This window comes from Bradyrhizobium sp. AZCC 1577 (assembly GCF_036924575.1).
In the GTDB taxonomy this organism is placed as follows: Bacteria; Pseudomonadota; Alphaproteobacteria; order Rhizobiales; family Xanthobacteraceae; genus Bradyrhizobium.
On record NZ_JAZHRQ010000001.1, the window covers coordinates 969,351 to 994,266 of the forward strand.

At 63.7% G+C, this 24,916-nt stretch carries 20 protein-coding genes and 1 pseudogene; 9 read left to right on the forward strand and 12 right to left on the reverse strand.

The window, feature by feature from the left end:
• The first annotated feature begins 200 nt into the window (after window positions 1-200).
• Complete coding sequence (locus V1278_RS04555) at window positions 201-1,037, forward strand: caspase family protein (protein WP_334365529.1); 837 nt, start codon at window positions 201-203, stop codon at window positions 1,035-1,037.
• Between the two features lie 166 nt (window positions 1,038-1,203).
• Here V1278_RS04555 and V1278_RS04560 read toward each other — a convergent pair whose 3' ends face one another.
• The 4 genes and pseudogenes from V1278_RS04560 to V1278_RS04575 all read right to left on the reverse strand — a co-directional run bounded on the left by V1278_RS04560 (window position 1,204) and on the right by V1278_RS04575 (window position 4,442).
• A complete protein-coding gene (locus tag V1278_RS04560) occupies window positions 1,204-1,485 on the reverse strand; it encodes a GIY-YIG nuclease family protein (RefSeq protein WP_334379829.1) in 282 nt (93 codons plus the stop codon).
• Window positions 1,486-1,636: 151 nt separating this feature from the next.
• Window positions 1,637-2,539: an efflux RND transporter periplasmic adaptor subunit gene (locus V1278_RS04565; protein ID WP_334384098.1), complete on the reverse strand. Its 903-nt coding sequence runs from the start codon at window positions 2,537-2,539 to the stop codon at window positions 1,637-1,639.
• A gap of 198 nt (window positions 2,540-2,737) precedes the next feature.
• Window positions 2,738-3,484, reverse strand: a pseudogene (locus V1278_RS04570) (alpha/beta fold hydrolase); the annotation flags it as partial.
• An 82-nt stretch (window positions 3,485-3,566) separates the two neighbouring features.
• Window positions 3,567-4,442: a class I SAM-dependent methyltransferase gene (locus V1278_RS04575; protein WP_334379830.1), complete on the reverse strand. Its 876-nt coding sequence runs from the start codon at window positions 4,440-4,442 to the stop codon at window positions 3,567-3,569.
• Window positions 4,443-4,787: 345 nt separating this feature from the next.
• On the opposite strand from V1278_RS04575, the gene V1278_RS04580 reads away from it, so the two are divergent.
• Both V1278_RS04580 and V1278_RS04585 read left to right on the forward strand, forming a co-directional pair.
• Window positions 4,788-6,368 carry a winged helix-turn-helix domain-containing protein gene (locus V1278_RS04580; protein WP_334379831.1) on the forward strand — a complete coding sequence of 527 codons (1,581 nt, stop codon included), beginning with the start codon at window positions 4,788-4,790 and terminating at the stop codon, window positions 6,366-6,368.
• A 233-nt stretch (window positions 6,369-6,601) separates the two neighbouring features.
• Window positions 6,602-6,868: a DUF1127 domain-containing protein gene (locus V1278_RS04585; RefSeq protein ID WP_334379832.1), complete on the forward strand. Its 267-nt coding sequence runs from the start codon at window positions 6,602-6,604 to the stop codon at window positions 6,866-6,868.
• Between the two features lie 488 nt (window positions 6,869-7,356).
• Here the strand turns inward: V1278_RS04585 and V1278_RS04590 are convergent, their stop codons facing one another.
• Window positions 7,357-9,804, reverse strand: coding sequence for an adenylate/guanylate cyclase domain-containing protein (locus V1278_RS04590; RefSeq protein WP_334379833.1), 2,448 nt, complete (start codon window positions 9,802-9,804; stop codon window positions 7,357-7,359).
• A gap of 229 nt (window positions 9,805-10,033) precedes the next feature.
• The gene (locus V1278_RS04595) at window positions 10,034-12,097 is read right to left on the reverse strand and encodes an AsmA family protein (RefSeq protein ID WP_334379834.1); all 2,064 of its coding nucleotides are present in this window, start codon (window positions 12,095-12,097) and stop codon (window positions 10,034-10,036) included.
• Window positions 12,098-12,314: 217 nt separating this feature from the next.
• On the opposite strand from V1278_RS04595, the gene V1278_RS04600 reads away from it, so the two are divergent.
• Complete coding sequence (locus V1278_RS04600; protein WP_065747796.1) at window positions 12,315-12,989, forward strand: Crp/Fnr family transcriptional regulator; 675 nt, start codon at window positions 12,315-12,317, stop codon at window positions 12,987-12,989.
• Here V1278_RS04600 and V1278_RS36820 read toward each other — a convergent pair.
• The 5 genes from V1278_RS36820 to V1278_RS04620 all read right to left on the reverse strand — a co-directional run bounded on the left by V1278_RS36820 (window position 12,880) and on the right by V1278_RS04620 (window position 19,785).
• Entirely contained in the window at window positions 12,880-13,203 is a 324-nt protein-coding gene (locus V1278_RS36820; protein ID WP_442894617.1) for a DUF4926 domain-containing protein, read from the reverse strand. The genes V1278_RS04600 and V1278_RS36820 overlap by 110 nt on opposite strands.
• 59 nt (window positions 13,204-13,262) lie before the next feature.
• Window positions 13,263-16,412: an efflux RND transporter permease subunit gene (locus V1278_RS04605; RefSeq protein WP_334379835.1), complete on the reverse strand. Its 3,150-nt coding sequence runs from the start codon at window positions 16,410-16,412 to the stop codon at window positions 13,263-13,265.
• A complete protein-coding gene (locus tag V1278_RS04610; protein ID WP_334365519.1) occupies window positions 16,412-17,335 on the reverse strand; it encodes an efflux RND transporter periplasmic adaptor subunit in 924 nt (307 codons plus the stop codon). The genes V1278_RS04605 and V1278_RS04610 overlap by 1 nt, the downstream gene beginning before the upstream one ends.
• A 145-nt stretch (window positions 17,336-17,480) precedes the next feature.
• Window positions 17,481-18,158, reverse strand: coding sequence for an OmpA family protein (locus V1278_RS04615; RefSeq protein WP_334365518.1), 678 nt, complete (start codon window positions 18,156-18,158; stop codon window positions 17,481-17,483).
• Between the two features lie 142 nt (window positions 18,159-18,300).
• Window positions 18,301-19,785 carry a caspase family protein gene (locus V1278_RS04620; protein WP_334365517.1) on the reverse strand — a complete coding sequence of 495 codons (1,485 nt, stop codon included), beginning with the start codon at window positions 19,783-19,785 and terminating at the stop codon, window positions 18,301-18,303.
• A gap of 464 nt (window positions 19,786-20,249) precedes the next feature.
• On the opposite strand from V1278_RS04620, the gene V1278_RS04625 reads away from it, so the two are divergent.
• The 3 genes from V1278_RS04625 to V1278_RS04635 are packed head-to-tail and all read left to right on the forward strand — an operon-like array spanning window position 20,250 to window position 22,307.
• The gene (locus tag V1278_RS04625) at window positions 20,250-21,056 is read left to right on the forward strand and encodes an N-acyl homoserine lactonase family protein (protein WP_065747884.1); all 807 of its coding nucleotides are present in this window, start codon (window positions 20,250-20,252) and stop codon (window positions 21,054-21,056) included.
• A gap of 12 nt (window positions 21,057-21,068) precedes the next feature.
• Window positions 21,069-21,950, forward strand: a complete 882-nt coding sequence (locus tag V1278_RS04630; RefSeq protein ID WP_334379836.1) for an NAD(P)-dependent oxidoreductase — start codon at window positions 21,069-21,071, stop codon at window positions 21,948-21,950.
• 12 nt (window positions 21,951-21,962) lie between these two features.
• A complete protein-coding gene (locus V1278_RS04635) occupies window positions 21,963-22,307 on the forward strand; it encodes a RidA family protein (protein ID WP_334365514.1) in 345 nt (114 codons plus the stop codon).
• Window positions 22,308-22,331: 24 nt separating this feature from the next.
• Here V1278_RS04635 and V1278_RS04640 read toward each other — a convergent pair whose 3' ends face one another.
• Window positions 22,332-22,859: a MarR family winged helix-turn-helix transcriptional regulator gene (locus tag V1278_RS04640; RefSeq protein ID WP_334384099.1), complete on the reverse strand. Its 528-nt coding sequence runs from the start codon at window positions 22,857-22,859 to the stop codon at window positions 22,332-22,334.
• A gap of 184 nt (window positions 22,860-23,043) precedes the next feature.
• Here V1278_RS04640 and V1278_RS04645 point away from each other — a divergent pair, with 184 nt between their 5' ends.
• A complete protein-coding gene (locus tag V1278_RS04645; RefSeq protein WP_334379837.1) occupies window positions 23,044-24,657 on the forward strand; it encodes an FAD-dependent oxidoreductase in 1,614 nt (537 codons plus the stop codon).
• A gap of 9 nt (window positions 24,658-24,666) precedes the next feature.
• Window positions 24,667-24,897: a DUF2783 domain-containing protein gene (locus V1278_RS04650; protein WP_334379838.1), complete on the forward strand. Its 231-nt coding sequence runs from the start codon at window positions 24,667-24,669 to the stop codon at window positions 24,895-24,897.
• The last annotated feature ends 19 nt before the right edge of the window (window positions 24,898-24,916 follow it).

Sequence of the window (24,916 nt, forward strand, 5' to 3'; positions counted from 1 at the left end):
TCGGCTGCAATTGGTTCCATGCGTCGAATGAGGTTGTCCGGATGGGCCCGACAGGCTAAAAGACCGTTGTTGCGGTGCCGCAAATTGAGCGCAATTAGACGGCACACACCCGGCAACCCCATCAAACCTGAACGGTCCGCACGCGACTAACTGGCGCGGTCTTGCTTGGCGCGATGGACAAACTTGGGAATGGAAACGCGATGAACCTTGGTCAGCTCTGCATTTCCCGCCGCACCGTCACCATTGCCGTTGCTTTTATCGGCCTGGTGTCGCTGGCGATCGGCGCCCATGCCGCGCTGAACAAGCGTTCGCTCGACGCCGCCAAGGCAATCGGCACCGAGCAGACCGGCGTGATCGGCACCTCCGCCCGCGTCGCCCTGGTGATCGGCAACGGCCATTATCCGGATGCCGCAGCGCCTTTGTCCCAGCCGATCAACGATGCCCGCGGCCTCACCGCCGCACTGCGCGCCAAGGGGTTCGATGTCGACGTGGTCGAAGACGCCACCAAGGACGACATGGCTCGCGCCGTCGCTCGCCTGAAAGACAAGATCAAGCCGGACACCGTCGCGCTGCTGTTCTTCGGCGGCTACGGCGTCCAGGTCGGACGCGAGAGCTTTATGATCCCGGTCGACGCCGCGATCTGGAAGGAAGCCGACGTCCGCCGCGACGGCGTCTCGATCGAGCAGGTGCTTGATGCGATGACCGAGAAGGGCGCCAGCGCCAAGCTCGTCGTCGTCGACGCCTCCCGCCGCAATCCTTACGAGCGCCGCTTCCGCTCCTATTCTCATGGGCTGGCCCCGATCTCCACGCCGGAGAACGCGCTGATCCTGACCTCGGCCACGCCGGGCAAGGTGGCCGACGACGGCAAGGGCCAGTACAGCGTGCTGGTCACCGAGCTGCTCAACAATCTGAATTCGCAGTCCGGCGTCGCCAGCGCATTCAACAAAACCCGCATCTCCATCTCCCGCGCCTCCGACGGCGAGCAGGTGCCGCAGGTGTCATCGTCCTTGCTGGAAGACGTCCGCCTCGGAGGGTAAGGCGGGCCGAGCTCCCTCCCGTCGTCCCTGCGAACGCAGGGACCCATACGGCCGCGGCCCGCGGAAATGGCACACGGCGAGACGGCTTTGCTTCAACGACGAAGTGCAGTGGTTATGGGCCCCTGCGTTCGCAGGGGCGACAACGATTACGTGGCGATAGCGAGCCTTAAACAATCAAATCACTAAGATCCCGCCACTCCAGATTTTCCCGCTCGATCAGCTCAATCTTCCAATCGCGCTTCCAGCGCTTGAGCTGCTTTTCCCGCGCAATCGCTTCATCCGCTCGCTCGAACGCCTCGACATAAACCAGCCGGTAAACGCCGTAGGTTTTGACGAACGATGACCCCTCGCCGTTGCGATGCTGCTCCATCCGTTTCGCCAGCGAATTGGTCACCCCGATATACAGCGTCCCATGACGCCGGCTCGCGAGGATGCAGACGTAGTACATGCGCGGCTCTCGTCGTCCCTGCGAACGCAGGGACCTATACCGCGTGATCTACCGAGGAAGCGCGGTAGCAGACACCTTATCACACAACGAAAGCCGGTGGTTATGGGCCCCTGCGTTCGCAGGGGCGACGGTGAGAGTTGCAGCCGCCCAGCTACTTCGCGTCCGCGCTCGCCGTCACCGCCCGCACCGGATCGCCCTCGCGCAGCAGCGCGCCGGCGCGCGCCACCACGATGTCGCCTTCCTGCAGGCCCGAGGTGATCTCGACCTGGCCGGCCGACATCAGCCCGGTCTCCACCCGCCGCGTTTCGACGCGGGCGCGCCGCACCACCTGCACCACGGTGCCGGCGGTGCCATAGAGGATCGCGGTCAGCGGCACCGCGACGCCGCAGCTCTGTCCGGTCCTGATCTGCGCGCGGCCACTCGAATTGACGAGCAGCCGCCGGTTGGTGGTGACGCCGACGAACACTTGCGCGAGCTGGCTGTTCGGCTCCACCGTGGTCGACAGCCGCCGCACCTTTCCATCGACCTCGCCGGCGCCGATCACCTTGATCCGCGCGGTCTGGTTGATCTGCAATTTGGCGATATCGCGCGTCGGCACCATGCCGACCAGGTCGAACTCGCCGCGCGCGATGATCGAGAACAGCGCTTCGCCCTTGCCCGACGCCATCGCGCCGACCGACGCCGTCGTGGCCGAGATCACGCCGCCCACCGGCGCCTGCACCGAAATCTGCCCGCCTTCCGGCAAAGCGAGCCGCGCCAGCACCTGCCCCGCGGTGACGCTGTCGCCCGCATCCACCATCACCTCGGCCACCTTCAGCCCCATCCGCTCGGGCCGCACCTGCGTCTCCTCGCGCGCAATGATGGTGCCGGACACCTCGACGATATTGGCGAAGCAGGATTTTTGCGCCTTGAGCACGGTGACCGCGGCGCCCTTCGGGGCGGCGGGGTCGGTGTCCTCGGCGGCGCGGAGCGGGGAGGTGGAAAGGCAGATCATGCCCACGGCAATCAGGGCAGTGAGCCTCAGTGTAAGGTCGCGCGCGCGGAGGATGGTCATCGGCATTTCGTTCCCGGTTTCGGCCTTAACCGATACCAGAAGGCCGGCGGGAGAGCCAAGCGCCAAGAATGTCACCCCTCCGCCCGGCTGCCGGCCTCTGCCAGCGCCGTTTTCGAGCGCCAGCGGAACGCCTGCGAGTTCGTCCGCGCGGGCGATGTGTCTCGCGATCGCGGGATTGACTGACGAGGCATGGGTAAGCGGGAGCATATGGCCGGCAGCCGGCAAATGTTGCACCTCGGCGCAGTCCATGATCGCGCCGAGCCGCTGCACGATGCGTTGGGTGAGATAGGGCGACAGCCCTCCCGAAAACAATAGCGTCGGCACGCGAAGCGAGGCCGCCGCGGTGGCGACATTCGCTTCGGCGAACGCCGCCGTGAAATCGAATGCAAGCTTGTCGGCGCGCTCGATCACGCGCAGGCGCGCGCTGGCCGGCAGCGGATCCTGCGGGCCGGAGCCGTTCCAGAATTCGATGAACATGTCGATCGCTTCCAGCGCCGATCCATTCCAGAGGTCCTCGGAAACGTCACGCGCGACCTGGGCGAAACGCGCGTGCAGCCGCCGGTCCGCCTCGCTTTCGCACAGCAGTGTCGGCAGCACCGGCTCGATCAACGTCAGGCTGCGCAGGCGATGCGCGAACGGGGAGCAGGTCGCGATCTTGAACGCAATCGCGCCGCCGTAAGAATGGCCGACGAGATGGATGGGGCCGTCCGCATCGTGGAGCTGGCCGCTCAGGCATCGAACTTCCTCCGCGAGCGTCAGCGGCAGATCCGCCGCGCAGCAGCTATTGGTGCCATAGCCCGCGATGTCAGGGGCGAAGAATCGATGCGCGCGCCCGAGTTCATCGGCGAGCGTCTTCCATTGGCGGCCCGAGCCCAGCGAGCAATGCAGCGCCACGACGCAAGCCTTTTCGCGCTCTGCGCGCGAGATTGGAATCACATTGGTCATTGAAATGCTGCTGATTTTTATGCGGGACGCCACCGGCGGAGCCACGCCAATGGCTCCGCTAAGATATTGCTGGCGCGACGTTTCACTGCTTGGTGATGACGACCTCGAGATATTCGCTGGGCACCACCATCGTGCCGTCGCCGGAGCGGTTCATGCGAACGATCAGGGCATGCAGGTCGTTATGCAGTTCTTCCTGTTTCGCCGGATCGAGGGCTGCGAACGCTTTCAGCACCGGGCCGTAATACGTCTTGAACACGTCGAGGAAGTGCGCCGGCGAGCGATAGCGAAACCTGAACAGGCGCGATTCCGCTCGGATCGAGCGCGCGTCAGCGTCGAACATTTCGGTCAGCCGCGCGCTCGTTCCCCACAGCGCCGGCGATTTGGTCCCGGCGGGCGGTGGCAGATATTTGCCGAGCGTCCTGAAGACCTGTCCGATAAAACCGTCCGGCGTCCAGTTCGCCAGGCCGATCCGGCCCTTGGGCTTGCAGACCCGCATCAGCTCGGCGGCCGCGCGGTCCTGGTTCGGTGTGAACATGACGCCGAAGGTGGAGAGCACCGTGTCAAAACTGTTATCATCGAACGGCAGGTTTTCCGCGTCAGCTTCCCTGAATTCGATTGGCATGCCTTCCGCCGCTGCGCGCGCCCGGCCGCGCTCCAGCAACGCCGGCACATAGTCGGTCGAGGTGACGTCGCACCACCGCCGAGCCGCAGCGAGGCTCGCCATGCCATTGCCGGCGGCGACATCGAGCACCTTTGAGCCGGCCTTGAGATCGAGCGCCTCGCAGAGTTCCTCGCCGACGATCTGCAGCGTCGAGCCGACAATGGCGTAGTTGCCTGACGACCATGCGGCCTGCTGACGCGTCTTGAGGGCGGCAAGGTCGGGGGCAGGTTGGGCAGAATCGGCTTGGGCAGAATCGGCTTGGGTTTGGGTCGCTGCGATCGCGCTCTGGGCGGCCATCGATGTCTCCTTTTGGGATGCTGCGGCCACGGAAAGGGCCGCGATGAACCAAACATGGCCTTGGGCGGACCTAAAGACTGTGATGCGGGGCTGATTTTGCCTTGAGGGGACCCTGATTTTTCAGTGAGATGCCTGTTTCTGTGAGATTTTTCACAGGGCCCCGCCGGGAAATTCGCTCTACCTCCTCCGGGAGCATGATCCGGAAAAGTGGATACCGGTTTTCCCTCGGACAAGCGCGGAGCGTTTGCCCGGAGATCATGGTCAAACAAGAAGTGCGGGACAAAGTGACCGGAAATTTACGTGCCGATCCGAAATGACTTATGACGATTTAACCGGGATGACGCCGTGCAATTTCACTTTTCCAACCATGTCCTGGATGTCGACCTTCGCGAGCTGACCCGCGGCGGCGAGAGCGTGGCGGTCGAACCGCAGGTGTTCGATCTATTGGTTCATCTGATCGAAAACCGCGACCGCGTCGTCACCAAGGACGATCTGATCGAGAAGGTGTGGGACGGCCGCATTATCTCCGAATCCACGCTGACGAGCCGGATCAACGCCGCGCGCAGGGCGGTCGGGGACAGCGGCAAGGATCAAATCATGATCCGCACGCTCGCGCGAAAAGGTTTTCGCTTCGTCGGTGACGTGCAGCCGAAAGCCGCGAACGGCCGCGGAGCGCGTGCCGGTGCGCCCCAGCCGCTCGACCTCGCCGGCGAGCCGCTGCACCCGCCCCTCCCGGCGCTCGATCGCACCGCGATTGCAGTGCTGCCGTTTGCCAATCTCTCTGGCGAGCCGGAGCAGGAGTATTTTTCGGAAGGCATCAGCGAGGACATCATCACCGCGCTGTCGAAGCTGCGCTGGTTCTATGTGATCGCGCGAAATTCCTCGTTCATCTACCGGGGGAAATCCGTCCATCACCAGCAGATCGGCGAGGAGCTCGGCGTCGGCTATGTCGTCGAAGGCAGCGTGCGCAAGGATGGCGACCATGTGCGCATCACGGCCCAGCTCGTCGACGTGGCGAGTGGCAGTCACCTCTGGGCGGAGCGCTACGACCGCAATCTCGCCGACGTGTTCGCCGTGCAGGACGAAATCACGCAGGCGGTCGTCGCGGCGATCGAGCCGCAACTCTACGCTGCCGAGGATTTCCGGGCCCGGCGCAAGGCGCCTGACAACATGGATGCCTGGGATCTGGTGATGCGGGCGCTATCGCATTATTGGCGCGTGACGCGGCAGGACAATCTGGTCGCGCAGGCGCTCTTGGAAAAGGCGATCAGCGTCGATCCTTCTTACGGCCAGGCGCTCAGCCTGCTGGCTGCCTGCCATACGTTCGGCGCCCATATGGGTTGGCAGGAAATGTCCATGGCCGTACCAACGGCGGAGCGCGCGGCGCTGGCAGCGATCCGGGCCGACAGCGAGGACGCGTGGGCGCATTATGCGCTGGCCAGCGTCTATCTGTTCAACCGGCGCTTCGATGATTGCATCGCCGAATTCGAGCTGGCGCTGCGGCTCAATCCGAATTTTTCGCCCGCGCGCGGCATCTATGGTGTTGCGCTGTCCTATCGCGGGCGCTGGGAAGACGGTGATCGCGCGGCGCGCGAGGCGCTGAAACTCTCACCCCGCGATCCCTTTGCCGCGATCTATTGCGGCGTCGCCGCCTATTGCCAGTATGTCGGCAAAAATTACGCAGAGGCGATCCGCCTGTCGCGTGAAGCGCTGCGGCAGCGCGCCGACTTCGTCGGCGCCCACCGCGTGCTGACGGCCTCCCTCGGCATGGCCGGCGACACTGACGCCGCCAAAGCAGCCGTCGAGGGCCTCCGCGGCGCCCAGCCCAACTTCTCGCTCGCCTGGCTGGCCAGCGGACTGCCGTTCGAGCACGAGGCTGACAAGGCGCATTACCTGGAAGGGTTTCGGCGCGCCGGTCTGCAATAGCTTCGCGGCGATATCTCAAGAGAGTCTGGACGGTAAATCAGAGCGGTCTGAAAGTCTTGGCCGGTCGCAATGGGCATGTTTGACGCTGCCCTCGCTGCCGCGAGGTCGGTGCTCCTCGCGCCTTCGGGCGTACGTACCGAAGCCTGCTGACACCATGCTGGCAGCAGGCCTTCGATAGAAAGGGTGCCCGGCAAGCTCACCGGGTTCCGGCTACCGTTTGAAAGAAAATAGCCATGACTATGCTGACCACCATTCCGACCTCCGCCATCAGGCCATTTGCCTGGCGAACTGCGATTTGGCTCGCGCGCCTGCGCCGTCTCGTCAACAGCTTCCTCGCAGCGGTCATTGCGCGCCACGAACGGCACGCCATGCGCGAGGCCCTGCGCAAGCTCGACGATCGCCATCTCGAGGATCTCGGCATGTACCGCACGCAGATCGACAGCAGCCTCGGAGAATTGGCACAGACCCGCGCGCGAATGCAGCAGCCCGGTTGGCACTGACAGGCGCGTGCGCCGACGCGGCTTGTTGTCAGGCGGCCGCAACGGCTGCAAGCACCCGCTCGTTCCCAGCGCCCTCTGATTTTCATGGGCGAATGAATGAAGAAAATCCTCGGGCGCAACCGCGCTGCGGGAGGATTTCCGCTGTTTGAAATTTCGAAGCGAACGCGCGGCACATTCACCGTCGTCCCTGCGTTCGCACTAGGGCATGCACACTTGTTGCGCCGCAAATACTCATGAAAAGCCAAGGGTTTTTGCACTTCTCAAGTGTTGCGACGTAGTTTTGCTGCGCGCGCTCTCCACCCCACCGAAGCGCTGGATTCCGATCTTGCGCGAAAACGCCAGCCTCGATTCCAAAATTTCGATGAGCTCGCATCTTCGATTCTAAAATTGCATATGAAGCCTGAATCGCACTGCAACATGTGTGCATCCACTAGTGCGTTCGCAGGGACGACGGAAACGTTCGCAGGGGCGACAGGAGGGGACGGCGGCTACTGCATCTTCTTCCGTCGCGCCGCAGCGGCATCGACCACGTTGTCGACCGACTCGCGCCAGGCGGTGATCTCGGCCGCTAAAATCGGATGGTTGAATCCCTTCAAATTCAAATCGTCGATCGGCCGTCCCTCGACCCAAGGCTCGACCATGCCATAGACGCGGCGGCTCACCACGATCTGGTTGGCCTTGGCCTCGTCGCAGAGACGCGAGGCAAGATTGGTGACACTGCCGATCGCGGCGTATTCCAGGCGCTGCTCGAAACCGATCTGGCCGAGGGTGGCGTAGCCGAGGGCGATGCCGATGCCGAAGCCGAGATTGTGGCCGCGGTTGCGCCACTTCTCGGTCAGGCCGCCGATGGTGTCGCGCATCTCCACCGCCATCCGCACCGCGCGCGCGGTGTGGTCATCGAACTGGATCGGCGCGTTGAACAGGATCATCACGCCGTCGCCGGCATAGCGGTCGAGCGTACCCTCATACTTGAAGATCAGCTCGCCGAGCGCTGCGTGATATTCGCGCAGCACGTTCATCGCCTCTTCCGGCTCGGTGGTCTCGGTGAACGCGGTGAAGCCGCGCAAGTCGCAGAACACCACCGTCACCTCGCGGCGGTGGCTGTCGAGCAGGCCCTCATGGCCGTCGGAGGAGGCGATAAGCTGCGCCACCTGCGGCGCCAGGAAACGCTCCAGCCGCCGGATGCGCTCGATCTCGCCGAGCTGCGTCTCCACCCGCTCCTCCAGCGAGCGATTCCAGTCGCGGAGCTGGTCGGTCTGCTCTTGCAGCTTGCTCGCCTGTTCGCGCACAATGTCATTGGCGGCGAGCAGCTCGCGGCTCTTGTGGTCCACTTCGGTGAAGAGGCGCGCATTGCGCATCGCCAGCACCGCCTGGTGCGCAAACGTCTTCATCAGGCCGATCAGGTTGGCGGAAAACTCGCCCTGGTTCCGCCGCAGTACCACCAGCGATCCCAAGATGCCGGTCTGGTCAACCAAGGGCACCACCAGCACCGAGTGGAAGCCGGCTTCCATCGCGACATCGCGAAGCGGATGTTCGGGCGTTGCGCCGAGCTGGGGAATGGCGATCGGCTCGCCGCTGGTCGCGGCCTCGCCGAGCGGCGAATGGTCGGCGTCGATGGCGCGATGGCGGCCTTCGGCAGCCTTGTCGATGCCGATGGCTTCGGTCAGGCTGAACTGGTGATTGCCGGCGTCATAGCCATAGATCAGCACGGCGTCGGCGTGGGTGATCTCGAGCGCGCGCGCGGCAACCGTGGGCAGTACGGCGTCGAGATCGAGCGAGGAGGCGACCGCGCGGCCGACCTCCTCGAGCACCTTGAGCTCGTTGATCGATTGCGCCAGGTCCCGCGTCCGCTCGTTCACCTTGGCTTCGAGGTTCGAATAGGTCTCGGCGAGCTGCCCCGCCATGCCGTTGAACTGGTTGGCTAGCTCCTCCAGTTCGTCTGATGTCTTCACCTCGATGCGGTGACCGAAATCGCCGGCGCCGAGCCGCCGCGCGCCGGCCTGCAGCGCCGTGATCGGCACCAGCAGGCGCCGCGCCATAATGGTGCCGGCGATGATCGCGACCACGAGGCCAAGCGCGATCAAAAGCGCGATCCGCACCAATTGATCGCGGATCGGCGTCAGCGCCTGCGCCGTCGGCTGTTCGAAGAACACGCGCCAGCCGAGTTTCGGCACCAAGCTCGACGTCGTCAGCACGGCGTCGCCATTGGCATCCAGGCCTGACGCTGGCGCGACGCCGCCGGGCTTGCTGACAGCGGCGACCTGCGGCAGTGCCGACAGATTCTTGCCGACCTCGGGCCCGTTCGAGGACCTGGCCAGCACTTCGCCCTTGGCGTCAGTGACATAGGCGTACGCCACCTTGCCGACCTGGGCGTCGATCAGGAATTCGGAGAGGAAATCGAGATCGATTTCGGCAATCGTGATGCTGCCGTCGGCATGCGACAGCGCGATCGACATGAATGGCTGCTGGTCGCGCAGATAGGCCGGCGCAAAGCTGGTGCCGCGCGAGACGGTTTCGGTGAAGCGGACATCGCGGGAGAAATCGGCGTTGCTGCCGAGCGTGACGGTCTGTCGCGTCAGGCGGAGCTGCTCGCGGCCGTTGCTGCCAAGCAGCGAGAGCTGGCTGACCTGCGGCACCTGCCGCAGCAATTGGGAGTAGTCGGCGCGGCGATCCTCGATCGTCTTGGTGGAAGCGCGCGTCACCCAGGAGATCTGCCGCTCCAGCTCGGAGATCGACTGCGCGATCCGCTTCGCGGTCGCCTCCGCCTTGTCGGACATGCCGTCGTGGAGCGAGCTCTTGATGCCGCGATAGGTGATCCAGATTTCCATCGCGCCGTTGATGGCCAGCACGAACACGACAAGCCCGACCAGCGCGACGACGTATTTGGCGAACAGCCCCTCGCGCAGAAACCTTGCTCTATCGTTGCCCTCGCTCATCCGGACCCTCGTGCGCCACGCCCTTAAGCATGCGCATCCGTTCGTCGCTTGCCACGGGGCGCTATTGGGGAGCCCCGGATGAGGCCTGTTTAGCACGAATTGAGGGGACCAGCGGGCCCTCCGCCAGCATGGTTAGCCCCGATTTTAGGCAGGAATCCGCAGATTCGTCGTCATGCGCAGGCCCCGCTTAACCTCCCCCCGCGAAGAGCGGGGCGAGGGAGTATCAAACTCACCGATTGAACAACTGCCGCAACACCTCGTTCATCGGCTGGCTGTCCTGCTGCGCGGTTGTATCGCTTGGCGCTGCTGGAGGCGCGGGCTCGGCCGGCGCGGCTTGCGTCGGCGCCTCGGCGGGCGAGGTCGGCGTCAGGCTCCGTTGACCGCCCGGGCGCGCGCCGCCTTGAGGCTGATTCTGGCCCAATCCACCCAAGCCCTGAATGAGATTGCCGATGGTCTCACCAAGCTGTCCGCCGAGCGGATCATTCGGCTTGCCGCCCGTCTGGCCGCTGCCGGGCGCAGTGCCCTGTCCGCCGGCCGCACCCTGTTGTCCGCCGCCGAGCAGGTTGCCGATCGCAGCGCCAAGCCCGGCGCCGTTCGGTCCGAACAGGCCCTTGCCCATTTCCCTCAGCTTGGCATAGGCCCCCTCCGGATTGTCGAGAATGCCCTGCATCTCCGGATAAATCCGTGGGCTCCCCCATGGGCCCTCGATCATCACGGGAATGCCGAGCCCGACCGGATCGCTGACGCGGCCCTGGCCTTCGGTGGTCATCACCAGTTTCGGCTCGACACGGAAGCCGATCTGCTTGGTGCCGAGATCGACGGTGCCGACGCCGGTCATCTTCACCAGCGGGCCGACGAGGTTGAGATCGGTGGTCTGCGCCTGCCCCTTGTCGATCTTGAACGATGCCGACAACTGCGAAAGATCCGTCGCCTTCTCATCGCTCGCCTGCCAGCCGGACAAGGTGCTTGCTGTCAGCGAGCGGATCATCTGCGCGACATTGAGTCCCTTGATGGCGCCGTCCTGGAACACGACGAAGGCGGTGCCCGCCATGTTCGACATGATCGCGCGCTGGCTGGTGCCGGAGGAGCGCACGCTGATCTTCGCCTGCATCCTGCCGTCGATCCTGTCGAAATCAGCAAGACCATCCAGCAGCGGCAGCGCGCGCACGCCGGTGAGATCGGCCCGCATCGCATAAATGGGATTGGCGGTGGAGACATCGACGGTCAGGTCGCCATTGGCGTTGCCGTCATAGGCGCCAAGGTTGGAAACCTGCGTCTTCAATATGCCGCTTGCGAGCGTGGCGTCGATCGCGGCAGGGGTGAAGCGCGCGTCGCCGATCTTGAGTTCGGCCGCGGAAATCCGCGCCTGCAGGTCGACGTAGTTGAGCCCATTGACGTCGATCGTCGCGTTGCTCCAGGGCTGGCCTGAGGAAGAATCGGTGCTGCGCGACATCGCGACCGTGAGCTTCTGGAAATCGAGGTCGAGCTTGACCAGCGGCTTGCTCGACAGATCGACCGAGGCCCAGCCGTTGAACGCGCCGTCGCCGAGGGCGCCGGTGACGCCGTTGATCATCACGACCGAGCCGTTGAGCCGCGCTTCGGCCTTGGCCATGAGCTGCGCGTGCAACAGGCCCGGCGCGTCGATCTTGATCTCGGCCGGAATATTCTGCCGTTCGAGCGGCGCGGCGGGCAGCGCCGCCTTGGCTTCGACTTTCAGCGGATGGCCGCCGCTGCGCGCGCTGCCGGTCAGCGTAACCTTGCGGTCGGCATCAATCGTGATGTCGGCGTTGACGGTCTCGATCCTGTTCTCGACGCGGTCGCGCAAATTGGAGAACACGATGGTGCCGCCGGTGACGCTGACATGCTCAATCGAAAAGGCATCCGCCGCCTTGCCGCCGGCGGGCTTCGAGGGAGGATTGGCCTCCCTCACGCGCTCGCGCTTCAGGGGCAAATTCACCACCGGGCGAATGATGACGAGCTCGGTGATCTGCGGCCGGCCGGCCCACAGGCTCGCCAGCGTCACGTCCGCCTCGATGCTTGAGGCGGTGAAACGATGGTTGATGTCGCGATCCTTCGGATCTTGCAGCGTGACATCGTTCAGCCGGATGTTGAGCTGTGGCCACAGGCCGATCTTGGCACCGCCATTGATGGCGAGCTTGTAGCCGGTCTCGCGCTCGATCCGCTCCTGGATCTCGGCCTTCAGGTAGCCCGAGGGGATGCCGATCACCAGCAGCAGCGCGAAGACGACGATCACGGCGGCAATGATGGCGCCGGCAATTTTCAGTGCTCTCATATCGACATTCCAGACCGCGCAAACGGCTCTTATTTCGGTGGCTCGACACGCCGTCGCAACCGGTCGGGCGAGCTTATCCCGGAAAGGGATAGCGCCCAAAGCAGCCAAAAATAATCCGGGGGTACTGCAAAGTTATGTGACTTATGACACACTTGCCGGCAGTGGAATCCTGCTAACGGCGTTCGGGGGCGGTGGAGCCGATCTGGAAGGCGATACAATGACTAAACAGGCCGAATTTGCGGTCATTTTGAAAATGAACCCGATGTTTGCGGATTTGGGCGCCGACGAATTGCAGCGTATCTCCGGCCTTTGCCATACCCAGCAGCTCGGCGTCGGCGAAATGTTGTTCCAGAAGGGTGATCCCGGCGACGCCCTGTACGGCGTCCGCCGCGGCCAGATTCGGATCGAAACCGGCGCCTCCGACGGCAGCCGCCTGACGTTGAATTTCATGGGCTCCGGCGATCTCTTCGGCGAAGTCGCCGTGCTCGACGGCCAGAGCCGCACCGCGGACGCTACCGCCGGCGAGCCGTCGGAACTGTTCGTGCTGCGGCGCGAGGATTTCCTCGCCTTCCTGGAGCGCGAGCCCAAGGTCGCGATCAAGATCATCACGCTGTTGTGTCAGCGCATCCGCTGGCAGAGCGAACGGATGGAAGAATCCGTGCTGCAGCCGCTGCCGGTCCGGCTGGCGCGGAGGCTCGTTGCGCTCGCTTCCGATTTCGGTTCCGAAGTTCACATCTCGCAGGAGCAGCTCGGCGTCTTCGTCGGCGCCGCTCGCGAAAGCGTCAATCGGCAACTGCAGCTCTGGCGCAAGGACGGCATCCTGGACCTGCAGCGAGGGAGAATCCTGCTGCAGAACATGACCAAGCTGACGGCGGTGGCGAGGAACGAGTAAAGTAATCGCTCGGCAATTCTGCGCGCGGGCAGGGGACGACGGCGTAGGCTTGGCCCTGCTCGTCACTGAATTCCACAAGCGAAGTGCTATCGTCCAAGAGTTCCACCACCGTGCCAACTTGCCCACGTGTAAGCTGCTGCGCCGGGATGTCCGATAGCAGCGCGACAACGTCGAGCAGGGAGGGCCCTTCGTTCTTATCTTTCGACGTCATCATCGTACCCAACAGGTAACGAACACAGGCCGGTCTTCACCGGCTCGCACGATCCACTTTACCTACTCCGCCGCGGGCGACATCGCGGGCGGGCCCTTGGCCGGCGGCTTGCCGTGATGGTCCGGTCCGTGGTCTCCAGACTCCGTCTCCGCGCTGGAGACGATCAGCTTCTTGCCGAGGCGCCAGCACAGGGCGCCGAAATCGTCCATCACCATGAACATCGCGGGCACGAACACCAGCGACAGAATGGTGGAGAAGATCAGGCCGCCGATCACCGCGAGCGCCATCGGCGAGCGGAATTCACCGCCGGCGCCGAACGCCAGCGCTGACGGCATCATGCCCGCCGCCATCGCAATCGTCGTCATCACGATCGGGCGCGCGCGCTTCATGCCGGCGTCGATCATGGCGTCTTCGCGCTTCTTGCCCTCGCGGATCGCCGTAGTCGCGAATTCGACCAGCATGATGGCGTTCTTGGTGACGATGCCCATCAGCATCAGGATGCCGATCCATACCGGCGTGGTGAGCTGCTTGCCGGTCAGCAGCAAGGCTGCGATCGCGCCGCCGATCGACAGCGGCAGCGAGAACAGGATGGTGATCGGTTGCAGGAAAGTGCCGAACAACAGCACCAGCACCGCATAGACCATCATCAGGCCGGCGGTGATCGCAGTCGCAAAGCCCTCCGACAATTCGTTGAGGCTTTCGGCGTCGCCCGACGGGCTCACCTTCACGCCCTTCGGCAGGCTCTTCATGACCGGAAGATCGTAGATCAACTTTGTGGCGTCGCCGAGTGCCGCAGTGCCGACGAGGTCGGCGGCGACGGTTGCCTGCCGTTCGCGATCATAGCGGTTGATGCTGGTCGGGCCCTGATCGAGCTGGATGTCGGCGACGACAGACAGCGGCACGCCGCCGCGTTCGCCGCGCTGGCCGAGCGGCACCCGCAATTGCTGCAACATCTGCAGATCGCTGCGCGCACTGTCCTCGAGCTGGACCCGGATCGGCACCTGACGGTCGCCGGCGTCGAATTTTGCCAATGCCGGACCGACGTCGCCAATAGTGGCGACACGAATCGTCTGCGACAGGCTCTCCGTCGAAACGCCAAGACGTGCCGCCAGTTCGGCCCGCGGCCGGATGCGAAGCTCGGGGCGATCGAGCGCGGTTTCCGAGATCACGTTGGCGATGATCGGGATCCGCTTCATCTGCGTCGCCAGCTCGCTGGCGACGTTGTTGACAATGTTGCTGTCGGTGCCGGTCACGACCAGCGAAATCGCGCGCAGGCCGTTTTCGTCGAGGAACCAGAAGCGGATATCGGGAACGTTTTCCAGCTCCTGGCCGATCTCGAGTTCGAGCTGCCGCTGGGTGATGTTGCGATCGGCCTTCGGCGTGTAGTTGATGATCAGCGCGGCGCGCCGGACTTCCTGCGTCCCCGGCGGCACCCGGCCGCCATCGACGAAGATGCTCTTCACCTCGGGACGCTTGCGCAGACGGGCGACGATTTCTTCCGTCACCTTCTCGGTATATGCAAGCTGCGAACCTGGCGGCAATTCCATTGCCAGCAGCGAGCGCGCGGTGTCCTGCGCGGGCAGGAAGCCCTGCGGCAGCAGCGTGATGCTCCAGATCGAAGCGGCGAAGACGCCGAAGCCGATCAACACCGTGATGAAGTAGTGCTTCACCGACCAGGTCACGAGTTTGGAGTAGGTCTGCAGGATGCGCCCAGGCGGCGGGTCCTCATGCGGGTGATCCTTGAGGAAGTAGGCCGCGAGCACCGGCGTGACGAAGCGCGCGGCGAGCAGCGAGAAGAACACCTGCACCGACACGGTGATGCCGAACTGCTTGAAGAACTGTCCGGCGATACCGGACATGAAGCTGGCGGGAGCAAAGATCGCAATAATCGTCAGCGAAATCGCGATCACCGCGAGACCGATTTCGTCGGCAGCCTCGAGCGCCGCGCGATAGGGCGACTTGCCCATGCGCATGTGGCGCACGATGTTCTCGATTTCGACGATAGCGTCGTCGACCAGAATGCCCGTCGACAGCGTAATGGCGAGGAAGGAGACGAGGTTCAGCGAGAAGCCGAGCAGGTCCATCGCCCAGAACGCTGGGAAGATCGACAGCGGCAGCGAGATCGCGGCGATGATGGTGGCTCTGATATCGCGCAGGAACAGCAGCACGACGATCACCGCGAGGATCGCGCCCTCGAACAAGGTCGAGATCGCCGCATCGTAATTGCCCTTGGTGAAGTTGACCGAGGTGTCGATCAGTTTCAGGTCGACGTCGGGATAGGCGACCTTCAGCGCATCGATGCGCTTCTGCACGGCCTCCGCCACCACTACGTCGCTGGCGCCCTTGGAGCGCTTGATGCCGAGCGCCACCACCGGTTCGCCGTTGAAGCGGGCAAAGGTCCGGCGATCGGCAATGGTGTCGGTGACGGTGCCGAGGTCGTCGAGCCGGACTTCGCCGCCGCCGAACAGCGGGATCATCGTGCCGGCGAGATCGTTCAGCGTCTTGGCGCCGGCCAGCGTGCGGATCGCCTGGTCGTTCTTGCCGATTTCGGCGCGGCCGCCGGCGAGGTCCACATTGGTGCCGCGAAGGATCTGGCTGACATTGACGGCGGTGAGCCCCGCCGCCTGCAGCCGGTCGGGATCGAGCGAAACGAGAATTTCGCGCTCGACACCGCCGATGCGCTCGACCTGCGCAACGCCGCGGACGCCCTGCAGCGCGCGCTTGACGACGTCGTCGACGAAATAGGAAAGCTGCTCCGGCGTCTTGCCCGGCGATATCGCGGCATAGGTGACGATCGGCAGGCCGATCACGTCGACGCGCTGGATCAGCGGCTCGTTGACGTTCTGCGGCAGGTTGGCGCGTACACGGGTGACGGCATCCTTGACGTCGTTGAGCGCGCGATCGGTGTTGGTCTCGAGCGCGAACTGGATCGTCGTCACCGACAGGCCGTCGGTGATTGAGGACGAAATGTGCCGAACGCCTTCGACGCCGGATACGCCGTCCTCGATGGTCTTGGTGACCTGCGCTTCCAGTTCGGCGGGAGCAGCGCCGAATTGCGCGACAGCGACCGAGATCACGGGGATGTCGGCGCTCGGCAGCCGCGTCACCGCGAGCTTGGTGAAGCTGACCCAGCCCAAGACCAGGAGAATGATTGAAAAGACGATCGAAGGAAGCGGGTTCCGGATCGACCAAGCCGAGATGTTCAAAGCCATTAGCGTGCCCGCGTGCGCTCGAGTTCATCGGCGAACATGGTCTTGACCTGGTCGCCGTCATGCAGCGAGGTGCCAGCATCGGCCACGACGGTTTCGCCGACGTCGAGGCCTTCAAGAATTTCAGTTGAGGTTTCGGAGGTCAGGCCGACCCGCACCTTTCGCGTCTCGATGGTGTTGCCCTTCACGACCTGCAGGGTCAGGCGGTCGATGGCGGTGCGCGGGACAGCTACGCCGCAGGAGCGCTTGGCATCGATATTGGCGCGGGCAAACATGCCGACCTTGAGCGAGGGATTGTTGTTCAGCGAAATCCGGACCTTGCCGAGTTGGGTGGTGCGGTCGATCTGCGGCGAGATCTGCCGGACCTTGCCGACGACATCGGGCGCATCGTCACGGCTGATGCGTACCGTCGCACCCGGATTGAGCTTGAGCAGATGAACGCTCGGCACTTCGGCTTCGAGCTCGATTTCATTGTTCACGGAGACACGGAACATCGGGCCGGCCTGCGGCGAAGCCGGCGCGCCGACCGCAGTCCTGACTTCGGTAACGAGACCGGCAGCCGGCGCGCGAAGAGATATCGGTCCAGACCGGCCTCCCGGGGCTCCCGGCTGTTGCGGCGGCGGGGTGAGGCGCGCCATCTCCTGATTTTCGGTAACCGTATCGCCTTCCTTGATGAACAGATCAGTGACCCTCGAGCCCTCCTGATCGACGCCGATCTGGGCCTCGCGCCGCGGCACGATAAAGCCGGTGACGCGCACCATGTCGGAGAAACAGGCATTGGTGGATTTGGTCACGATCACCAACGCCTGGCCCGGCGTTTCCTTTTCTTCCGCGCGCGGACGGTGCTCGAACCAGTAATAGCCGACGGCCACAACGGCAACGAAGGCCACCCCGAGCGCGGGTTTGAAGTATTCGGAGAATTTCATCGCCGGATCAATCCAGACTGGAAGTCAAATCAAACAAGGCGCATTGGCTGGCCGAAGGCCTGCGATCTCGCCCAAAACGAATACGTCCCGCACGGGTGCTGCGGGACGTTATTGTAGCCGGAAACCAATGCTCGGCGCCACGCCCTTACTTGGATGCGTTCGACGCCGTGGCCTTGTTTTCCATGTTGACGACCTGAACGCGGCGGTTCACTTCCGCCATCGGCTGGCTCGGGTCCTTGAGCTTGCTCTTGCCGTATCCGACGGTGACGAGATCGGTGCCGTTGATGCCGTATTTGTCGACGAGATAGCGCTTGATCGCGTCGGCGCGGCGCTCGGACAAATCCTGGTTGTAGGCTTCGCCGCCGGCCGCGTCGGTGTGGCCCGCGACCACGAAGGTCGAGCCCCTCAGATCATTGTTGGTGAGCGCGCGGCCGAGCGCCTGAACCGACGGCAGCGACTTCGCGCTGATGTCGGCCGAGTTGTAGTCGAAATTGATCTCCAGATCGATCTTCGGCTTGTCCTTGACGATGGTGGCGATTTCCTCGCGCTCGGCGGTCGAGAGCGACCGCGTGGAGCGGCCACGGATCTTCTGGACGAATTTGGTTTCGGTAGCGGCCGCGGTCGGATCGACGGTTTGGTGCGGGCCGACCGAAAGGCCGCGGGTGAGCGGCTTCTTCTCCGGCGCCAGCGCGCGGACGATCTGATCTTCGGTGACGTTCCTCTCCTGCGCGAGGGCAGTTCCCGCACTTAAGTCGATTGCGGCGCCCAGCGCCGCAACCGAGACGATTGCTGTAAGGATCTTCGTTGCTGAGAAATTTGCCATTGCCAGTCCCCTCCTGCGGGCACGCGGTTCTAAGGTCATCCAAATGAGCTGCCGCACCTTGGTTTGCGGCCGGCTGCTTTACTTTAGTCTGGGCGCCCGCCGCAGGGTTCGAGGCGCCGCCAGCCTTCATACCTAAAAATCGTCACTGCACCCCGTAATCGGCGAATTCCTTGACGATATTGGGGTCCATCGCCTTCGCATTGTTAATATCGAGATCGCCTTCCGAAATCGAGCCGTTGCGCTTCTTGGCAAGACCGCGGCCGTACAGCGACGACGTCAATCTCGGGTTGATCCTGAGGGCGGCGTCGAAATCAGCAATTGCATTCTTGTTCTGGCCGCTTTTCAGGTTAACGAGGCCGCGGCTGTCGAGCGCGTCGACGAAATTCGGCCGCAGCCGCAACGCCTCGTTGCAATCCTTCAGTGCCGCCTGCAGGTCCCCGATCACCGTGCGGGCCCAGCAGCGGTTGTTGTAAGCTTCCACATCCTTCGGATTCAGCCGCAGCGAATTGTTGAAGTCCTTGATGGCGAGCTCGTAGGCGCCCTTGCTCGCATAGACCTGTCCGCGCCGGTACAGCGCGGCGGCATCGTCCGGATTGTCGTTGAGCCTGGTGGTCAGGTTCTTGATGGTCGGGTCGTCGGCCAGCGCAACCGCCGTCGGGCTGGGGCTCTCGGTTGGCTTGGCGGGCGGCGGAGGCGGAGGAATCGCGGCTTCAGCCGGCTTCGGCGGCGCCGGAGGAGGCGGTGGCGGAGCAGGCGCGGCCACCTGGGGCGCGGCAGGTGCGGGAGCGGGAGCAGGGGAAGGAGCGGGAGCAGGCGCGGGAGTGGTTGGCGCTGCGGCCACCGGAGCTGGCGGCGGGCTCGCCGGCCGCGGGCCGCCGCTGGGAATAAAGGAGAAATCCTCGGCAAGCGACGACGAGATCCACGGCACCTGCTCCTGGCGCGAGGCGCGGGTGACACCGACGCGGGTGCGGTTCAGCGTTTCCTCCGCCATCAAATCGGGGGTGCGGATTTCCTTCAGCAGCTCTTTCACAAACAGGCTGCGGTCGCTGCCATTGTCGGAAACGACGGACGAGAGCGCGGCCGAATACATCACCAGCGTGCCGTTCGGGGCGATAACCGGCGCAAGGCCAGCGGAAAAGCTGCGGAACCGGCGCTCGAACGGATTGCGCCTGCTGGCGTCGATCAGCGCGATCTTGACGCCCGCGCCGCGACTGTTGATCTCCCCCAGCACGGTTTCGAGGCTGAAACCGTCGCGGCGAACGTCGGCCTCGGTCCAGATCTGCGCATCGACGGGGATCATGTAGCTCTGGCGGCTCGACTGCACGCCAAAGCCCGAAAAGAAGATCAGCGCGACCGAGCCGGGCTTGATTTTGCCGTAGAGCCGCTCGAAAGCGCGGCGCATCTGCTCGCCGGTCAGGTTCTCGCCGATATCGACATTGAAGCCGTCGCGCTTGAGCTCTTCGGCGATGTCGCGCGCATCATTGATCGGTTCCTTCAGGGGCGCCTCGGCGTCCGGATATTTCGCGTTGCCGATCACCAGCGCATAACGTTCGCCGGCTGCGAGCGACGGGGCTACCGACGCGACCGCAAAAATCAGGGAAAGGAGCAATACAAGGCGGGTTTTCATATTGACGGCAATCCAGCCAAAATGGCGCCGATACCAGCTTGCGCCGCGGCGACCTTACTCTACGCACTCTGCATTATCAAACCGCGCGCACAGCTCGTCAACCGCTTGCGATCTCGGCACTAATTGCGGCAATTAACCGCGACCGCACCGCATGGATGAAGGGGAATAAACAATGTTGACGGGCGGCAACACCTCGGCGCGCGGACTTGGTCCGCGCGATCGGTTCCCGATCTGCTCGACCATCCTTTCGTGATGCCTGGCTGCGTCCGAATATGCCGGTCATACCCGGGTCACCCGCCGTTGACGGCCACCATGGAAATGTGACTCCTCTCACATAATGCTCTGCAATGCCGCGCGGTCGTCATTCGCGCACGGCGTTTGACCTTCGCAGATGACAATGGCTTGCTGCCGGGACCGGCCAAGTTCAGCAAAGAAAAGTTCAGCACAAAAGAAAAGCGACACCGATGGGAAACGCCTACGAGATCTACGCCCTGCGCTATGCGACGATGTCGCCCCGCACTCCTCATTTGAATTTTCTGATCCCCGATCCGCACGAAACCACGGCGCAGGATCTGGATTACTTCGTCTGGCTGATCCGAGGGGGCGGCCGCGACATCCTGGTCGACACCGGCTTCAACGCCGAGGAGGCGAAGGCGCGTTCGCGCAAACTCACGCTCAATCCGGTCGACGCACTGGCGGATTTCGGCGTTGCCGCCGATACGATTCGCGACGTGATCGTTACCCATCTGCATTACGATCACGCCGGCAATCTCGATCGCTTCCCGAACGCGCGGTTTCATCTGCAGGACCGCGAGATGAGCTACGCGACCGGGCGCTGCATGTGCAACGGCATGTTGCGGCATCCGTTTTCGGTCGAGCACGTCACCACGATGGTGCGCCACGTCTATGGCGAGCGCGTCACCTTCCATTCCGGCGACGGCGAGATCGTCCCCGGCGTGACGGTGCATCGCGTCGGCGGCCATTCCGATGGCCTGCAGGTCGTGCGCGTCGAAACTGCGCGGGGGCCGGTGGTGCTGGCGTCGGACGCTTCGCACTACTACGCCAATTTGCACAAGCGCAGCCCGTTTCCGATCGTCTACAATGTCGGCGACATGGCGCAGGGCTGGGAAATCGTCGAGCGCCTGGCCGGCCATCCCGACCGTTTCATTCCCGGCCACGATCCGATCGTGAGCGAGATCTACCCGCGCGCCAGCGACAAGGTCGATGCATTCGCGCTGCACCTGGCGCCGTCGCGTTCTTTCGCGAAATAGCGGGCGGTCATGATGCCAGCGTACAACACGATCGGCTTCATCGGCCTCGGCGTGATGGGCGAGCCGATCTGCCGCAATCTGGTGAAGAAGAGCGGCAAGCGCGTGATCGCGTTCGATCTTGCGGCCGAGCCGCTGGCGCGGCTGCAGGCCGAGGGCGCGGAGGCCGCAGGCTCCGTCGCCGACATCGTCCGGCAAAGCGACTTGCTGTTCCTCTGCCTGCCCAGCGCCAAGCATGTGCGCGTGGTGTTCGAGGGCGACGGCATCCTGGCGAACATCCGCAGCGGCAAGGTCGTCGTCGATCTCGGTACGTCGTCAGTCGGCCAAACCCGTGAGTTTGCCAAGCTGCTGCAGGCCAAGGGTGCATCCTGGGCCGACGCGCCGATCGCGCGCACGCGCCAGGCGGCGCAGGACGGCACGCTGAGCGTGATGGTTGGCGCGGCGCCCGCGCTTTATGCCGAGATCGAGCCCTTGATCCGCTGCTTTGCCACTGATGTCACCCATTGCGGCGACATTGGCGCGGGGCAGGTGACGAAGATCCTCAACAACATGGTGCTGTTCGAGACGGTGAACGCGCTGGCCGAAGCGGTCGCTGTCGCGAAGCATAATGGTGTCGACCCAAAGCTGCTGCTCGATACGCTTTCCAAGGGCTCGGCCGACAGTTTTGCGCTGCGCAATCACGGCATGAAGGCGATCGTGCCGGGCAATTTTCCGGAGCGCGCGTTCTCGACCGAATATGCGCTGAAGGATCTTTCCTATGCGCTGGAGCTCGCGGCCGATGCGGGATTGAAAATCCGTGGTGCGGAGTTGGTCGGTACGGTGTTGCAGGAAGCGATCGACACCGGCTCGGGCGACAATTATTTTCCTGTCATCGCGAAACATATTGGCGGCCGCTAAGCGGAGACAATCATGATTCAACGTTTTCCCGGGCTTACGCCAACCCGTAGCCGTGCCGTCGCTCACGACGATCTGGTATTCACGGTGGCTGTCGCGCCCGACCCGGTCACCCCGTCGATGTACGAGCAGAGCGTAAAGGCGCTCGCCCGGATCGACGAAAGCCTCGCGCTGTGCGGCACGGACAAGAGCAAGATTCTCTCGGCTATCGTCTACATCACCGACATCAAACGCAAAGGCGAGATGAACCGTGCCTGGGATGAATGGGTCGATACCAAGAATCCGCCAATGCGCGCCTGCATCGGCGTCGATCTCGAGCCGCCGCATATCGTGGAGATCGTGGTGACGGCCGTGAAGTGAGCCTCGGCACAGCGCTCAAGCGGGTCAGTAAGCCTCTTTCGCGTCCGCCTCTTCGCTGGTCTGCACCAGGTCGAGGCTCGCCTCGACCTTTCCGAGCAGCCTTGCGAAATCCTTGCGCTCCTGCGTGGACAGGCAGGAGAGAATCTCCTGTTCCCTGCGCAGCAGCCGTGGGATCAACTCCTCATAGAGCGCTTCGCCCTTGTGCGTCAGACGCAGGCGGAATTCGCGGCGGTCGTCCTCGTTCTCGACGCGCTCGATCATCTCTCGCTTCATCAGCGACGTGACTGCGCGGCTGATGGTGGATTTGTGGGTGCGGGTGCAGTGGGCGATGTATTGCGCGCTGCAGGCATCGTGGCGGAAGCCGAGCGTCGCCAGCACGCGCCATTCCGGAATATCGAGCCCATAGCGCGCCGCATACTCGGCCGAGAGTGCGGAGCTGACTTCGGCCGCCAGTCGGTTAAGCCGGAACGGCACGAACTTGAAGAGGTCCAGTCGTGCGGCCCTTTTCTGCGCGCTCTCTTCCCGCGGACCAGCCGCCATTTCGCCTGACATCGCTTTTGGCAAGAATCGCCTCGATTTGAGTTGACGCCGGACCCGGCCGGAGGTTTAAGATAGTTGCATGTGAGACTAATTAGCAGGGTTGCAGGCCGCTAGCCAGCGTTTTCGAGCGAAGTGGATACCGGTTCGCGTCAAGAAAACGCGTCAAAACAAGATCTCTAGTCACGGGTTGACCCGCATGGCGCTGACTAAGACCCAATTCGGCTATCGTCGCCACTCCGACCAGGATCGGGCGGGTGCGAACGTGGCCGAGCACCCGATCGTCGTTGTGGGCGCTGGTCCAGTGGGGCTGTCGCTTGCGATCGGTCTGGCGCAGCGCGGGCAAGCGGTCGTGCTGCTCGACGACGCTGACCGGATCGGCGAGGGCTCGCGGGCGATCTGCTTCTCGAAACGCTCGCTCGAATTCTGGGACCGGCTCGGCATCGGCCAGCGCATGGTCGACAAGGGCGTGGTATGGAGCGTCGGCAAGATCTTTCACGGCGATTCCCAGCTCTATCAGTTCAACCTGCTGCCCGAGGAGGGCCACAAGCGGCCGGCCTTCATCAACCTGCAGCAATTCTACGCTGAGGCCTATCTGGTCGATCGTGTCGAGGAACTCCCCGAGGTCGACCTGCGCTGGCGCAACAAGGTGACCGGGCTCGAGCCGCACAACGACCATGTGGTGCTGTCGATCCAGACGCCCGACGGCCCCTATCGGTTGGCGGCGCAATACGTGATCGCCTGCGATGGCGCCCGATCCTCGCTGCGGCAAATGGTGGGAGCGGAGTTTGCGGGCCAGGTGTTCGAAGACCAGTTCCTGATCGCCGACGTCAAGATGACCGCGGCGTTTCCAACCGAACGCTGGTTCTGGTTCGATCCGCCGTTCCATGCTGGACGCTCCGCACTTCTGCACAAGCAGCCCGATGATATCTGGCGGATCGACCTGCAGCTCAGCCGGGATGCCGATCCGGCGGTTGAAAAGCTGCCGGAAAACGTGCGGCCGCGCGTCGCCCGCATGCTCGGTCATGACGAGTTCGATTTCGAATGGATCTCGCTGTACAAATTCCAGTGCCGGCGCATGAACAAGTTCATCCATGGCCGCGTGATCTTTGCCGGCGATGCTGCGCATCAGGTCTCACCGTTCGGCGCGCGTGGCGCCAATTCCGGGCTCGAGGACGCCGAGAATCTGGCATGGAAACTCGATCGCGTGCTGCGGGGTATCTCGCCCGAGGCGCTGCTTGAGAGTTATCATATCGAGCGCAGCGCCGCGGCCGACGAGAACATCCGCGAATCCACCCGCTCGACCGATTTCATGGCGCCCAACTCCCACCAGGAGGCGCGGTTGCGCAAGGCGGTGCTATCGCTCGCCCGGGAAACCGAGTTCGGTAAGCGGATGGTGAATGCCGGCCGTCTCTCGACGCCCTCGATCTACGAAACGCCGCTTTCGACCGCCGATGGCGATTCATGGCGCGGCGGCCCGCGTCCCGGCGCCTCGATGCCGGACGCGCCGGTTGCAGGCCAGAGCGGCGAACCGATGTATCTCACCGATGCTTTCATCGGGGCGGGAACGGGGTTCACGCTGCTGGAGTTTAGCAATGGAGCTATGCCGGAGCTGCCTGAGGAAATAGCCACAATCCGGATTGGCGGCAAAGGCGGTCTGGCCGATTCTGCAGGTCTTGCTGCTACGCGTTACGACGCCGAGCCCGGAACGGCCTATCTGCTGCGTCCCGATGGCTACGTCGCGGCGCGCTTTCGGCATCCGACCCGGGCAGCATTCGACGCCGCGCTCGCGCGTGCCGCCGGCCACAACTGAGGTTTCGTCATGGCGCTATCGACCAGTTCGAACTTTGCCAAGCCTGATGACGCGTTCCGCGCCATCGTCGAGGCGCATCGTGGACTGAACGACGAGCAAAGCGCCGATCTCGATGCGGCACTGGTTCTCATCCTCGCCAATCACATCGGCGATCTCGATGTGCTGAAGGAGGCGATTGCGCTCGCCGCTCGGCGGATGCTCGATGCGAGCCACCAGCCACAGCAACAGCAGCAACAATAATTCACGTCTCGAACGAAGT